This window comes from Chitinophaga sp. G7 BAM 1005 (assembly GCF_057126945.1).
Genome location: NZ_CP181478.1, coordinates 1,388,159 through 1,400,831 on the forward strand (window position 1 = coordinate 1,388,159; position 12,673 = coordinate 1,400,831).

Consider the following 12,673-nt stretch of genomic DNA (forward strand, 5'->3'; position numbering starts at 1 on the left):
CCTGTGGTTTGCATTCACCTTCTTTAATCTGTTTTTTAGAAACTCTGCATGGGATCGCCCATCTGTGTATCGTTTCCGGAGTCTTTCTTTTTCTTTTTAAACAGCGAGGCATCAAATTTACCGAAGCGGTAGCTGAAGTTGAGTTTCAGTATCCTGGATTCACGTTTGCGGATATAATCCTGTGCAAACTCCGGTGATGCCTGGTTCAGCTCATACTGACGGGTATTGAAAATATCTGATACGCTGAGCGTTACAGAAGCTGCTTTATTTTTCAGGAAATCTTTTTTCACTGCGAGGTCCACCATGCTGAAACCTTTGATGGTACCCTGTGCGGAGCTTGGGATCTGGTTAAATCCACCTCCTCCGCCGCGGCCGCCCCCGGACGACGGGAGCGCAATAGTAGGCGCCTGGTAAGTAGCATTTACCTGCACGGTGAAGTTGGCCGGTAATTTTGTTTCAGAATTTATTTTAGCAAACCAGCTGAAGCCGTTGTTATCATAGTTCTGACCATTGGCGTTTACCTTCATATCTGTTTGGTAGAGGTTTACGTTGGTGGTGACATCCCATCCTTTCAGGATTTGATTTTTCATGGTCAGCTCTGCACCGTAAGAGTTACTCCTGTTGGCATTGATGTACTGCGTGAGCAGTGTATCCGCGCCAATGGGTGTGCTGATGGTGGAAATCATATCGTTGGTATTCCTGAAATACACGCTACCCAGGAAGTTGCTGTTGGCCCAGTTCTTCACATATGAAAACTCAAAGCTGTTGGTGTATTCCGGTTTCAGGTTTGGATTACCTTCCCGTTGATTCTGCGGATCGCTGTAATCGCGGTAAGGGATCAGCTGGAAGAAGTTGGGCCTGTTTACACGGCGGGAATAATTCAACTGTAACTCCTGGTCGTTCTTTAATTTTTCAGAGAGAAAGAGGCTGGGAAAGAAGCCTGGTACTGCTTTGGTGGGCTTGTACTTAGTGCCTTCATTTTCGCCTGCATACACATATTGCTCTACACGTAAGCCTGCCTGGTAGCCGAAGTTGCCGATGGTATTGGCGAAGTTGGCGTAACCGGCATAGATCTCTTCGTTGTATTTATAATTGTTGGAGAGCTGCGGGTTGTTGATAAATTCACCGGTAGTGGTATCCCTGTCGTACACGTTATACATACTGGTATAATCGCGTAAAGTAGCTTTGGCGCCTACTTCCAGCTTGCCATTCTTCCCAATGGGGTTGGTGTAATCTGTTTGAAAAGTAACAAAAGTGGTTTTGCCGTTGGTGGTATTGTTTTGCAGCAATGCTTGTCCGAGTGGCAACCCTGCCGCGTTTTGCGCTTGTGTGAGATAGTCGCCGTTGCGGTTATTTTTGCTGTTATTATAATTGATATCAGCGGTCCATTCTTTATTCGGCTGTGCAAAGGTATGTTTGAAACTCAATGCAGTGGTGTAGTTGCGGAAGCTGAAGTTATTATTGTTCAGGCGGTCGCTGATACCGGTTACCATGTGATCTTTATCGGAGAATGTGCTTCGCAGGTCTTCGTTGTTTTTAAAATCTCCGGCCACAATATTTTGTGAAATGGAGATGGTATTCCTGTTATCGGGCATATAGTCCAGGCCGAACCGTCCGAACTGAAACAGTGGTTTGCTGGTGCTGTTGCTGTTCTGGAGGAGGAAGTTGGTATCTGCCTTTTGGCCGTTGCTGTAGTTGCTGCGGCTGGTGGTACCCTCTGCCCAGTTTTGATTGGCATTGATGTTATAGTTGGCGAACACATTGAATTTACCCTGACGGATATTAATATTGCCGCCGCCGTTGTATTTGTTGCCGGTACCGATACCCGCATTCACGGCGCCATTGAAGCCGGCTTTACGGTTTTTCTTCAGCACAATATTGAGTATACCGGACATGCCTTCTGCGTCGTATTTTGCAGAGGGGTTGGTAACCAGTTCAATACTTTCTATCGCATCTGCCGGAATCTGATCGAGTGTGAGTGTGGAGGGTTTGCCATCTACAAAGATATTGGGAGAAGCATTACGAACGGTAACATTTCCATCGAGGTCTACATTCACGGATGGTACGTTTTTCAGTACATCCTGTGCGGTGCCGCCAACGCTGGTGAGGTTCCTGTCTACGTTAAATACTTTTTTATCGATGCCCATTGCAAAGGCGCTTTTCTGGCCGGTGATCTCCACGCTTTGCAGTGTTTTTACGTTCTGCTGCATTTTGATATTGCCAAGATCCTGTTCGGTGGCCTGTGGCGTGATGGTTACTTTTTTCTGCATGTTAGTGTAGCCCATGAAATTAACACGTAGAATCATGGGGCCGAAGGGCAGGTTTTCCAGGCTGAAGTCGCCATTGGGTTTGGTGAGCATGCCTGTCACCAGTGAGGAATCTTTCTGCCTTAATAAAGTAACAGAAGCATATTCTATTGCTTTCCCTGTTTTAGCATCCACCAGTTTGCCATATAAATGGCCAATCTGAGGCATGTTGGGTCTTCCCTGTTGTCCCTGTCCCTGTCGTGGGGCTGTAGCTCCCGGCGCCTGTGCAAAGGTGTGCGCCTGCCACAAAAGTATACCAGCAAGAACTGCGTAGCATTTTTTCATCCTTATCGTTTTTTATCCGGACTTTCTTCTCAGATAAGGACAAATGTATCGGGGTACAGGTATGAATGGTTTGAGATTGTGATGAGTGGAATTATTACGCGCAGGAAATCGCAAATATAAGCGCTAAGAGGTCTTAACAGTAGTTAACAGAGCTGTGTTTCAGCGTATTACCAAAGGGAGATAGCCATACCTATTAACCCGGTAATGAGTCCGCTGATGGCGCCGAGAAGTTTAAAACTTTTTAGTTCCCTGCTGAGGAGATTGTGGGTAATGGTTTCCAGTTGTGCTGCGGAGATACCTGCAATTTTCTGTGCTATCATTTTTTCCAGGTTCAGGTCCTGTTCTATGTTATCGAGGTATTGGCGGATGAGTACGGGAAAGAGGGTATCCAGTTCTGCTACCAGGTGGGTTTTTATCTGGTTTACAATACTATCGCCGATGAACATGGACAGTACGGGCATTGCTTTGGGAAGTCTTTCCCGCAGGAAGCTGTCCAGGTGCGCTTCTACGAGTGGAATAATCTTTTTGATCTTTTCAGGATCGGTCATTTTAGCTTTGATATCCTCAAAAGAAAACTGTTGCGCTACCAGTGCCCCGATGCTGTTAGCCAGGTGTGTTTGTCTTTTTGGGAACAATCCCTGCAGGGTGATAAAGCCGGTTTTAACGGGTTTATACGGGCGAAAAAGCAGGGTAACAGCAAGGCTATTGAGTAACCAACCGATGACAGCAGCGATGAGGGGAAGGAAAAAGATCATTGAATGAATTGATTTTCAGATGTTACAAATGTAAAAAATTGGAAGGCAATAAGTGAATGAATTTTTTGGTTAGAGGAAGGAGCCTTGTTGGAATAAGTGGGGGAGGCCGTTGCTGAACCATAATGGCATTTCGTCAGGGGGATGTGAAAAGTGATGAGATGATCCTTTTGGGTGGCGAGATGGAGGGCTAATTCTTCAGAAGAGTCAAGAACGATAAGGTCGTCTATCAGTCTGAAGTGTTGGTTTAATTTATTACAGATTACCATAATAATTCTTTTCAATTTCATAAACGGGGACATTATGACCACCATTCATAGCGCGTTTAAATACTCTATCCAGCGATATTTCAAGCGTTGCCAATCCCATAAAGAGCATGTTTATCCGGTATTTTTCTTTTTTAAACGTGCGTATCAATGACCAGCTCTCTTCCTCGGTAAAATGGCCTTCATATACAAAATCTTCATTTTGCTCAAGTGCGGATTTATATTACAATTCAAAAGTTTGGTTGTGTTTGGAATTAAGCCTTTTTCTGATCAGATCAGCCTGTTGCTGCGACAATTCGCTCTCAATAATAAAATCGTTCAGTTTACGGGAGACTGAAACGATTTTCATTTTGCCATCCGGGTATTCCATGTAGTATTTACCCTTTGGAAGACTTTTATGATAGATCATAAAAGGGTTTCCTTGCAATAAGGTTTCATCCCGCAGTTTTTTAACGGCAGTCTGTGCTCTTTTTCTATTCTGTTATTCTGTCAATGGCCTTATCATATGATTAATTTCATCTCAACGAATTTAAATAAAAAAGATAGAGAGTCTGTTGTTTATACAAACAAAAAAGGCTTCTTTTTTACAGAAGCCTTTTTATTTTTCCGGGTGATTGAAGGGTTTCGAACCCTCGACCCTCAGAACCACAAAAGTGTACTCCTGAAATTGTTTTTTCTTAGCAATTGGCAATAATATTAATATATATTATAAACTATTTATCTTTGACTTAATATTTCTGGAATTGTTCCTATTAATTGTTCCTTATTCTAATTGTGTATATCTATGCTACTTGTGTATCTCTATGCTACGCAAATAAACTGCGTACGATGAATAGATATTAGCCTTCTCAAAATACCTACCCTTAACCCCAAAAATGTGATGTAATGAGTAAAGAGAGAAGGATCACACCTAAGTCCAAAAGAAAGATTAAGCAAAGCTGTAAATCAACCGATCCTATTCCGCAGAGGTTTTTTGTGCTGGTTCCCCGCGTTCTCCCAGTTTTTCGTTTACCATCCTTTCCAGATCCGCACGCTGTGAAGTCACCGAAAGATTTTTAACAGCTGCCAGAATCTCTGCAACAGCTGCAAGCATAACGTCATTTGTTGCAGAGATTCTTTTTAAAACAGCGCCCAAATCCATAATATCTTGCGCCTCCCATTCTCCTTCCCCTGTTTGCAACCAATCAGTATTCAAGTCTGGGAATGCCGCTTTGATCTTCCCCAAACTAGTTGTGTTAATCCCTTTTCCGATGCTGGAAACGAATCCAGTTGACAATTTCGCCTTGTCCTCAAACGCCGCATGTGAGAGGTTTTTAGCTTTTAGGTATTGCTTCAGACGGTCCTTTACTGACATTTATTTTAGTTTAGTTGTTATATATGATTGATAAACAATTAGATATAATTTATCATAATAAATATTAAAACAAATTTCAGTGAATGATTGGTTTTTGCTGAAATTTGTCAGTAATTTCGCATTATCATACAAATTTACATGATAAATGCCATGACAAAAAAGAGTAAAAGTAACAGAAATAGGTCATACGTAGAAATACGCAACCAGGCAAGGAAGGCTTTGAAAATGGAGATCTCGGCGCAATTAGGGCCTAAAGACCGTCAATCCATTATAAACAGTACAGGTTTATCCCATTCTGCAGTTTACAAAGCCCTTAATGTAAATGATAACTATTGGTCCCCAGCCGCCATTCGAGAAGCCCAAAAAATAGTCGAAGAAAGAACAACTGTTGAGTTATGAGTGCAGATAACGAATTGTTTCCGCTATTGGAAAGAGCCAAAGCACATATGGAATGTGCCAGTAAAATTTTTATTGACATTGAAAAGAAGCTGGCGGGTATCCACCCGCCCGGCAAAACTAAAAAGGGAAGTCGGGTAACACCCGGACGCACTGCCGAAGTTCTTGCAAAGAGCATGAGTAGAAGAAAAATAACCCCAAAAAAAAATTAATTCACCACCATGACAAACATTTTCAACTCGTTAAATACAGCAATCCGCTTTACCCAAAAAGGCAGAGCAGCAAAAGGTGATCTGATGAAGGTTACCAGTTTCCGCGAAGCTGAATACAGAAGGTATATACAGGCGGCGCAGTTTGTATATCCAATGTGGGTGTATATACTCAATGAACGCCCGGAAGGGTACCTCCGTGTATTTGCTCGGTTGACCGTCGATAAAGTTGGCCTGATGATATACCGCTTGCAGGAGATAAGAACTACCAATATTTCCCTGCCATTGTTCAGAAATAGCGAGATAGACTTCATGTTGGATACACTCACAGAAATGTACAATAACCTCATTGAACTAACAGCACCGGATGCCGTACAGCAGGTATACGATGTATTGTTGAACAATCCAACAGGACATGGAACAGTATAACCACTACCAGTGGTTGGCGCTTGTTACCTGCGCTCTCCCGCTTGTAGCCTTTGTTGCAGCAGCTACAGCCATTACCATTATACCATATATACAATCACTCCTAAAATATTTTCAAAATGACAATTGACAGTTATTTAAACAAACCTTTCCGCATCCACGGACGGAAATTCTACCTATCAAAGGTAGAAGATCATATTTCCGGAGCAAACGGATACATTATTTGCGATGAGCATGACTTCCACCGTGCTAATGTGGAGCAGATAACAGAAACAGGAATCGGGTGGTTAAGCTATTTTCTTGGCGTGCAGGTCCGCGGTACGCTTACCTATAGCGACATGGAAAAAAATCTCATCATTAATTAATCACAATAACATGCAAATCTCTATTACAATGTCTCTTTTAACTTTTTTTTATGTAGTCGGGTTCATCATTACCGTGATCGGCGTCTTTCACGAGGAAAACAAGGATGTATCGTTTTGGAAGAAACTAATTATCTGTATCGGCTATCCTGTCTTCTTCCTCGCCGCCATCATATTTATACTAAAGGAAGGTATTGAAAAGAGCCTTAATGATAATTCTAAATAAGACCGCGTTCGGCGGGTTACCCGGACAAGTTGCCTATGCAGTAACCAGTAAACAACACCTGCCGGAGGAATCGATTTTATCATTGGTGCTCTCGAAGGTATCCAACGGACAGGCTCCGGCAGGTTTTTTCTTCACTATTTAATTTTTCACAATGGACTACATTGAAATTCCCGATTACATCACCGCCGCTGTATTGTTTATTGGCGTTTTAGCTGTTTGCCTTGTAGGCTTCGTATTGAGCATATCAGTTCACAAGGTTTATCAACTATTCAAGAAACCTAAAAGCCAATCCCGGAAGGCGTTGGAGATTGATCACATCAGCCGTGTTTACGAGGCGGCGAAAGATGGTATTTACAGGGCAGATATGAAAGCCGCGCTGGATGGTTTACAGGAACTGCGAAATATCGCCTGTGAACAAACAGTCATTAACGATAAATATTCATCGATATGAAAATTAAAATAATAGAATGCAGTGCATACGGGCCTGTCTTCGCCAATTTAATACCTGGTAGCATACATAATGTAATAGATCCACCAGAAATTTATAAAGAAGACAAATACGGCGTTTGGGTTATGGGTATAGGGGAACCTGTCAGGGTATTAAACGGAAAGGGCAGGCAGCAACCTAAAGAATATGTAGTTATATCGGATCAGGAGGCCGGGGATGATGGTAATGTTAATATTCCCGGTTAAGAATTATAACGAGCGATTCCCGTTATTATCCTGCACATTACCAGACGGGAAACAACGACAAACGGGCTATGTGCTTTTTGATTTTGATGATCCAGAACATGGTAAAATGATTGTTCGTAAATGGTTCCCAAATATCCAACAGGCGAAAATAGAAAGAATGACGCCGGGTAAATACGGAGAGCGCGGTATTATTTTTTAACGACTAAACGCGTCCGGAAGCGATACCGGAAAATGATTATGGAGTATTACATAGTAAGTGTAAAGCACACTAGTAAGGCCGATACAGCTTTAACCCTTTGGGGACCAAATAACGCAGGATATGTGTATAATAAATCCAGAGCAGGTGTATATACCCAGGAGCAGGCCGATACCTTTAAAGGAGATGAGGAGAACATCCCGGTGAGTAAAGAGAAAGCTGATAAATTGTTTCTCCCTGCGAAAGACTTTAACGACCAGTTTATCGCGCTGCCGAACGACACAACAGTAAGAACTATCCTGGGCATATCAACGTTACGCATGAAGCCAGCTAAGTACAAGTCCTGCAAAATGATTTTTCACCTTCCTGAAGAAACCGCACCGGCTACGGAACCCGGTAATCCAACATGAAAAAGAACATCATTATACACGGTAAGCAATGGTCCGGTAAATCTACTCTTGTAAACATGCTGACGGGCAAGTTTCACCCCAGGGAAATTGTTGCACTTGATACACAAACCTTATACAACGCCAAGCAATATGTTACTGAACATACAAAAGTTATTGTTATTGAAGGAGGGGATGCCGATGCTGTTAACCTGGTGGCCTGGGCACCAACAATTGAAACACCCGAATTTACAATAGAACCTTTTTACATCTTTATTTTTCAGGATTTACCTGACGGTATAACAGAAAGAAGCCGCGCTGAATACCAGGTTATTGAAACGACAAACTGATACTATTATGGCATACGAGGGAGAAAAGATCCGAGCGCAGATAAAGGCGATAACACGTAATCTGGTTGAGCTATCACCGGAAGAACAGCAGAAGCTTTCCGATGGCTTGCAGAACGTGCCGCAGAAGCAGATGCTTGACCAGATCCAGTATTTTGAAAGTACTATGCTTCCGAAAATCAAAGAAAAGAGAGGTGAAGATAGCGCTGATTACAAATTTTACGCTTCTGTATGTAACAGTCTCCTGTGGGCCTGTCTCATTCATGATCGATATGAGGCATTGCTAACACGCACCGCATCTCTGCAAATGATGAATGAGTTTTTGCGTGAACGCTTGACCGTGGCAGAGAAAACCCTGGATAGATGGAACGCCGCAGAAGATATAATTATGAATAAAACATTGGGCCAGTATGCTGATGTAATAAGCAAGCGGGCCGAAGAACTACTGAAAAACAGATAAGATGGAAGATACCGGAATTGAAATATTTGAGTTTGACCCGATGGCCGACTGGACGGTTGAAAAGAAAAATATGTTTGCAAAGCTGGAAGTATGGACCTTCCGAATACTGCAGAAAGAGAAAGATATTACGAGCAATCTCGGTGAGGACTTCTTTGTTATCTACATGACCTATGGTTTGTTTGCCGATAAAGCGCATGACCTTTTTCACAAGGTATGTTCCCTCGCAAAAGGTTATGATTTCAATGTATGTGAGGACAAATTTCTATGGGCACAGGAGAATAGCAAGTATAAGACTCTTTCCAAGTTGGCTAAGATCCTTAAATACTATGAGATTGATACGTCTTACGACGATGAAGCTATTGAAGATGCAGAAGCTATTTCCGTCTATCTCCCCGCTGGTGTAGATCCTAACTTCGCTCTGGAGCATGGCTTTTATCCATATATCAACAAGGGGAAAACAGGGTATTACTTTCGTTCCAGTGAGAAGAACTTCACGCAGCAGAGTAATTTTGTTATTACGCCACTGGTACACATCATGTCGAAATCGGATAATAAGCGGATAATAAAGATTGATAACGGTTTTAAATCTGCTGTATTGGATCTTCCGAGCAGGTTTTTAATTAGCCTGGAGCAGTTCTCCGGCGCAGTCGTAGAAGAAGGAAATTTTCTGTTCTATGGTGTTAAGCAGCACCTCATGCGCATAATGAACACGATTATGAGCGAATTTCCAACATCCTATGAGTTAAAAACTTTAGGCTGGCAACCGGAAGGCTTTTTCGCATGGAGCAATGCTATTTACCGCCCTGGCTACCCTCACATTGAACCTTTTGATGAAGTTGGTATAGCTGAGGTAGATGGTACCAACTACTTCAGCCCGTCAGTTTCCAGTATTTACAGCGGGCAACGTGCTGATGATGATGAGTACGAGAATGATCGGTATCTAAAATTCACAGATTCAGATCTAACTTTTGAGCAATGGGCTGACCTGTTATATAAAGTATATCCAGATCACGCTATGATGGGTATTTCTTTCGTGCTTATCGGCCTTTTAAAGGAGGTTGTATTCAAGATAGATAATAACTGTCCACTGCTTAGTGCATATGGTCAAAAAGGGTCTGGTAAAAGCAAGTTTGCTGAATCCATATCCGCGGTATTCCTTACTGATCTTCTACCATTTAACCTTTTTCATGGTACGGACTACGCCTTTTTTAATCGGATATCCCGTTTCCGTAATTGCGTCACCTGGTTAGATGAATTTGATGATGCGTTGATAAAAGATGATCGTTTCCAGTCCATAAAAGGCGCATATGATGGTGCCGGGCGGGAACGAGGCAAAGGAGGGAGCAGAAACAAAACCGAGGTAGCAAAGATAAATAGCGCCTTATTGCTTACTGGTCAGTACCTGAGTACGAAGGATGACAATGCTGCGTTGACACGTTGTATTATACTTCCTTTTATGCCCAACAACAGCAGAACAAAGGATCAGATAACTGCATATGGCGAGTTAAAGGCGAGGGAAAAGAAGGGTTTGTCCAGCGTGCTTCTGGATCTTCTTAAACACCGTGCAGAGTTTGAGAAAGAATATGTACGGACGTTTGCCGAAACGTTTTCTTTACTTCGGGAGCAGATAATTAAAAGATCTGGTATTTATTTAGAACGAGTACTGCGTAATTATTCAGCAGCAATGAATTGCCTGAAACTATTATCCGATAAGTTTAAGCTACCATTCACCTTAGAGGAAGCTGCGGAGGCTTGCATCACAGACATTATAAAGTTTAGTACACTTATCTCTGAATCCGATAGCCTTGCTGATTTCTGGAATACGGTATCGTACCTGTTGGATATCGGGGAAATATCAGAAAAGTTTCACTTCCGGATACATCATGCAGACAGTATCAAGGTACTGTCTGGAGATAGCGCAACAGAAAAGAAGCTGCCAGGTATTACCAAAATACTTTTGTTACGCATTACAACCATCCACAAACTTTACCTGGAGGCATTCCGGAAGCAAACAGGTAAGACCGGTATTAATCTGCAATCGCTGGAGCTATACCTTAATTCAGCAAAGGGTTATTTAGGGAAGTGTAATGCGCAAAGATTCACGGACCTAAGCGGCAAAGGGATCGTTACTTCCTGCTACGCTTTTGTTTACGACGAACTGGGTGTATCCCTGGAAAGGGAACTACCGGAAGCTGCTGAACAAGACCTTTCCGAGGTTCGTGGATTCCTGGTTGGCAACATCGAGCATGTCAATGTATTAGGTAAAAATATCATGCGATACAAAATTTTCACCGCTCAAACCTACAAAGAGGGTGAAAAAATGGTCCGTCATGAGACTGAAACCTACATTTCGGACCTCAAACCTACAAACGAGGAAATTGTACTGTCACGGCAAATGCTTTTAATAAAAGGGGTATTAAAGGTTAAGGTGTGGACCGATAGAGAAGGTAATAAACATGAGAAACGCAGTATGGAAGCGCATTCCGTAACACTGTTAGATGATAATGCAACGACTTTTGAGCCCATTCCTGAAGATGTTCCATTCTAACAAAAATGTAACGGCTTTTGAGCGAACAAAATATAGGAAAACTGAAACCTACATACCTACAAGTATATTAAATTATTAAAAATCAAATAATTATATAAAAACAATCTGTAGGTGACTGTAGGTCGTTGTAGGTTTGAGGTTGATTTTGTAGGTCGTTGTAGGTCTGTAGGTCTGTAGGTTTGGAAAAACACGATTTCCCAAGTGAAAAACTTAAAATTTTATGGCAGTGATAAGTTTAGAGACTAACTATAATAAGAAATTGCAATGTGATACTTTCTGTCACATTTCACGTTCTCCTTCACCTGGTACATCGGTGAGTTTGGGGTTGTCGGAATACACCGTCACTGTAAAGGACAACCCGGATTTAAAGGTCACGGCAATTTTAGTTGACACGGTTTCCTGTAAACTGGATGATATACGCGAATACTTTACGCAGCTATCACATAATATGTCACGGGAATTTTTTCAGGCGTGGTGGGCGGAGAGGTACCCAGGCAAGAATGATATCACTATCTATTTTTATAAACGCATAAACTAAATGACATGGCACTATCAAAAAAATCAGTGGCACTGGCTTGCAGTGTCTTTAAACAAATTGTTCCAAATCTCCCCCAACATATATATCCGATTGATATTTACAGCACTGATTATATCACCGGACTGATTTTGGGTCACGACAAAAAAAGAGATGGCGGCTATGAGGGAATCTGCATCCATATCCGAAATGTTACATCTGGACATCTCCAGCTATTCGCTGCTTTAAAAGCACAAGTTCCGAATAGCAGTTTTGTTGAGCATCTTAACGACGGCATTACGAGGATTGGTTTTTATTAATTTAACTTTTAACGTGGGAGATGAAGAAAAATAAACCGCAGAGGAAAAAGAGGGCAGACAACAGGTACTGGCGTGTCACCATTCCTACAAAGAAGCACCTTAAAAAATTTATTCAATATTATAACGGAGAGCAGCCTTTACTGGATAATAGTACCCAGTTTAAGGCTTTCGCCCTTTCAATGCTATCCTTTAATACCATCCGTGATAAGGAGTACAAGCCTAAGAACCTATCAGAGATGGGCCACAACGATACGTTAACCATGCTGGTAAGCAACCGCACGTTTACGCACATTGGGCATACAATAACATTTGAAAAGGCTATGTATATTAACCGGATGATGGCTTACGAGTTTTCTGTCACGCTCTCTCTGATGATTTCAAACCTGCACTGCGTAAAGAAAATGCCGCTCCAGCAATCACTGGAAAAATTCTGCGAGGTATATGGGCTTGAAATTGATGAGGACATCACAATGGATAATCTCCTGAAGATCTGGCGTCGGCGTTTAGATAAAATAGAGCCACATTGCGTGAATAAAAATGTCACGGAAAATTTGATCCTGCCATTCCAAACAAACCATACTTTATTCCCCAATTTGAATACAAGTCAACTTTCGTTAGACTTATAAC

16 protein-coding genes are annotated in these 12,673 nt (G+C 42.0%); 12 read left to right on the plus strand and 4 right to left on the minus strand.

Annotated elements, in window-relative coordinates; genetic code table 11:
- Positions 1 to 35: 35 nt before the first annotated feature.
- The 4 genes from ACMXI2_RS05555 to ACMXI2_RS05570 all read right to left on the minus strand — a co-directional run bounded on the left by ACMXI2_RS05555 (position 36) and on the right by ACMXI2_RS05570 (position 4,963).
- The gene (locus tag ACMXI2_RS05555) at positions 36 to 2,591 is read right to left on the minus strand and encodes a TonB-dependent receptor (protein ID WP_483780705.1); all 2,556 of its coding nucleotides are present in this window, start codon (positions 2,589 to 2,591) and stop codon (positions 36 to 38) included.
- A gap of 167 nt (positions 2,592 to 2,758) precedes the next feature.
- Entirely contained in the window at positions 2,759 to 3,346 is a 588-nt protein-coding gene (locus ACMXI2_RS05560) for a DUF445 domain-containing protein (RefSeq protein ID WP_483780706.1), read from the minus strand.
- A gap of 486 nt (positions 3,347 to 3,832) precedes the next feature.
- Positions 3,833 to 4,018 carry a hypothetical protein gene (locus ACMXI2_RS05565; protein WP_483780707.1) on the minus strand — a complete coding sequence of 62 codons (186 nt, stop codon included), beginning with the start codon at positions 4,016 to 4,018 and terminating at the stop codon, positions 3,833 to 3,835.
- Between the two features lie 546 nt (positions 4,019 to 4,564).
- Positions 4,565 to 4,963, minus strand: a complete 399-nt coding sequence (locus tag ACMXI2_RS05570) for a hypothetical protein (protein ID WP_483780708.1) — start codon at positions 4,961 to 4,963, stop codon at positions 4,565 to 4,567.
- Positions 4,964 to 5,358: 395 nt separating this feature from the next.
- Here ACMXI2_RS05570 and ACMXI2_RS05575 point away from each other — a divergent pair, with 395 nt between their 5' ends.
- The 12 genes from ACMXI2_RS05575 to ACMXI2_RS05630 all read left to right on the plus strand — a co-directional run bounded on the left by ACMXI2_RS05575 (position 5,359) and on the right by ACMXI2_RS05630 (position 12,672).
- Positions 5,359 to 5,571: a hypothetical protein gene (locus ACMXI2_RS05575; protein WP_483780709.1), complete on the plus strand. Its 213-nt coding sequence runs from the start codon at positions 5,359 to 5,361 to the stop codon at positions 5,569 to 5,571.
- Between the two features lie 9 nt (positions 5,572 to 5,580).
- Positions 5,581 to 5,997 (plus strand): hypothetical protein, encoded by a 417-nt coding sequence (locus tag ACMXI2_RS05580; protein ID WP_483780710.1) that lies wholly within the window; start codon positions 5,581 to 5,583, stop codon positions 5,995 to 5,997.
- 116 nt (positions 5,998 to 6,113) lie between these two features.
- Positions 6,114 to 6,359 (plus strand): hypothetical protein, encoded by a 246-nt coding sequence (locus ACMXI2_RS05585; RefSeq protein ID WP_483780711.1) that lies wholly within the window; start codon positions 6,114 to 6,116, stop codon positions 6,357 to 6,359.
- A 28-nt stretch (positions 6,360 to 6,387) separates the two neighbouring features.
- Complete coding sequence (locus ACMXI2_RS05590) at positions 6,388 to 6,582, plus strand: hypothetical protein (protein ID WP_483780712.1); 195 nt, start codon at positions 6,388 to 6,390, stop codon at positions 6,580 to 6,582.
- A gap of 151 nt (positions 6,583 to 6,733) precedes the next feature.
- The gene (locus ACMXI2_RS05595; protein ID WP_483780713.1) at positions 6,734 to 7,033 is read left to right on the plus strand and encodes a hypothetical protein; all 300 of its coding nucleotides are present in this window, start codon (positions 6,734 to 6,736) and stop codon (positions 7,031 to 7,033) included.
- On the plus strand, positions 7,030 to 7,275 hold the full coding sequence (locus tag ACMXI2_RS05600) for a hypothetical protein (RefSeq protein ID WP_483780714.1): 246 nt from the start codon (positions 7,030 to 7,032) through the stop codon (positions 7,273 to 7,275). The genes ACMXI2_RS05595 and ACMXI2_RS05600 overlap by 4 nt, the downstream gene beginning before the upstream one ends.
- Positions 7,276 to 7,596: 321 nt before the next feature.
- Complete coding sequence (locus tag ACMXI2_RS05605; protein ID WP_483780715.1) at positions 7,597 to 7,881, plus strand: hypothetical protein; 285 nt, start codon at positions 7,597 to 7,599, stop codon at positions 7,879 to 7,881.
- Positions 7,878 to 8,207 (plus strand): hypothetical protein, encoded by a 330-nt coding sequence (locus tag ACMXI2_RS05610; protein ID WP_483780716.1) that lies wholly within the window; start codon positions 7,878 to 7,880, stop codon positions 8,205 to 8,207. Before ACMXI2_RS05605 ends, ACMXI2_RS05610 begins: the two co-directional genes overlap by 4 nt.
- A 7-nt stretch (positions 8,208 to 8,214) precedes the next feature.
- Positions 8,215 to 8,664, plus strand: a complete 450-nt coding sequence (locus tag ACMXI2_RS05615; protein ID WP_483780717.1) for a hypothetical protein — start codon at positions 8,215 to 8,217, stop codon at positions 8,662 to 8,664.
- Position 8,665: 1 nt separating this feature from the next.
- A complete protein-coding gene (locus ACMXI2_RS05620) occupies positions 8,666 to 11,212 on the plus strand; it encodes a hypothetical protein (RefSeq protein ID WP_483780718.1) in 2,547 nt (848 codons plus the stop codon).
- Positions 11,213 to 11,755: 543 nt separating this feature from the next.
- A complete protein-coding gene (locus tag ACMXI2_RS05625; protein WP_483780719.1) occupies positions 11,756 to 12,046 on the plus strand; it encodes a hypothetical protein in 291 nt (96 codons plus the stop codon).
- A 20-nt stretch (positions 12,047 to 12,066) separates the two neighbouring features.
- The gene (locus tag ACMXI2_RS05630) at positions 12,067 to 12,672 is read left to right on the plus strand and encodes a hypothetical protein (protein WP_483780720.1); all 606 of its coding nucleotides are present in this window, start codon (positions 12,067 to 12,069) and stop codon (positions 12,670 to 12,672) included.
- Position 12,673 lies beyond the last annotated feature (1 nt).

Bases quoted from the DNA above. Each gene is read 5' to 3' on its own strand.
- ACMXI2_RS05575 (WP_483780709.1), top strand. From the start codon at position 5,359: ATGAGTGCAGATAACGAATTGTTTCCGCTATTGGAAAGAGCCAAAGCA.
- ACMXI2_RS05570 (WP_483780708.1), bottom strand. From the start codon at position 4,963: ATGTCAGTAAAGGACCGTCTGAAGCAATACCTAAAAGCTAAAAACCTC.
- ACMXI2_RS05625 (WP_483780719.1), top strand. From the start codon at position 11,756: ATGGCACTATCAAAAAAATCAGTGGCACTGGCTTGCAGTGTCTTTAAA.
- ACMXI2_RS05630 (WP_483780720.1), top strand. From the start codon at position 12,067: ATGAAGAAAAATAAACCGCAGAGGAAAAAGAGGGCAGACAACAGGTAC.
- ACMXI2_RS05560 (WP_483780706.1), bottom strand. From the start codon at position 3,346: ATGATCTTTTTCCTTCCCCTCATCGCTGCTGTCATCGGTTGGTTACTC.
- ACMXI2_RS05565 (WP_483780707.1), bottom strand. From the start codon at position 4,018: ATGATCTATCATAAAAGTCTTCCAAAGGGTAAATACTACATGGAATAC.
- ACMXI2_RS05580 (WP_483780710.1), top strand. From the start codon at position 5,581: ATGACAAACATTTTCAACTCGTTAAATACAGCAATCCGCTTTACCCAA.
- ACMXI2_RS05590 (WP_483780712.1), top strand. From the start codon at position 6,388: ATGTCTCTTTTAACTTTTTTTTATGTAGTCGGGTTCATCATTACCGTG.
- ACMXI2_RS05620 (WP_483780718.1), top strand. From the start codon at position 8,666: ATGGAAGATACCGGAATTGAAATATTTGAGTTTGACCCGATGGCCGAC.
- ACMXI2_RS05555 (WP_483780705.1), bottom strand. From the start codon at position 2,591: ATGAAAAAATGCTACGCAGTTCTTGCTGGTATACTTTTGTGGCAGGCG.
- ACMXI2_RS05615 (WP_483780717.1), top strand. From the start codon at position 8,215: ATGGCATACGAGGGAGAAAAGATCCGAGCGCAGATAAAGGCGATAACA.
- ACMXI2_RS05600 (WP_483780714.1), top strand. From the start codon at position 7,030: ATGAAAATTAAAATAATAGAATGCAGTGCATACGGGCCTGTCTTCGCC.
- ACMXI2_RS05585 (WP_483780711.1), top strand. From the start codon at position 6,114: ATGACAATTGACAGTTATTTAAACAAACCTTTCCGCATCCACGGACGG.
- ACMXI2_RS05595 (WP_483780713.1), top strand. From the start codon at position 6,734: ATGGACTACATTGAAATTCCCGATTACATCACCGCCGCTGTATTGTTT.
- ACMXI2_RS05610 (WP_483780716.1), top strand. From the start codon at position 7,878: ATGAAAAAGAACATCATTATACACGGTAAGCAATGGTCCGGTAAATCT.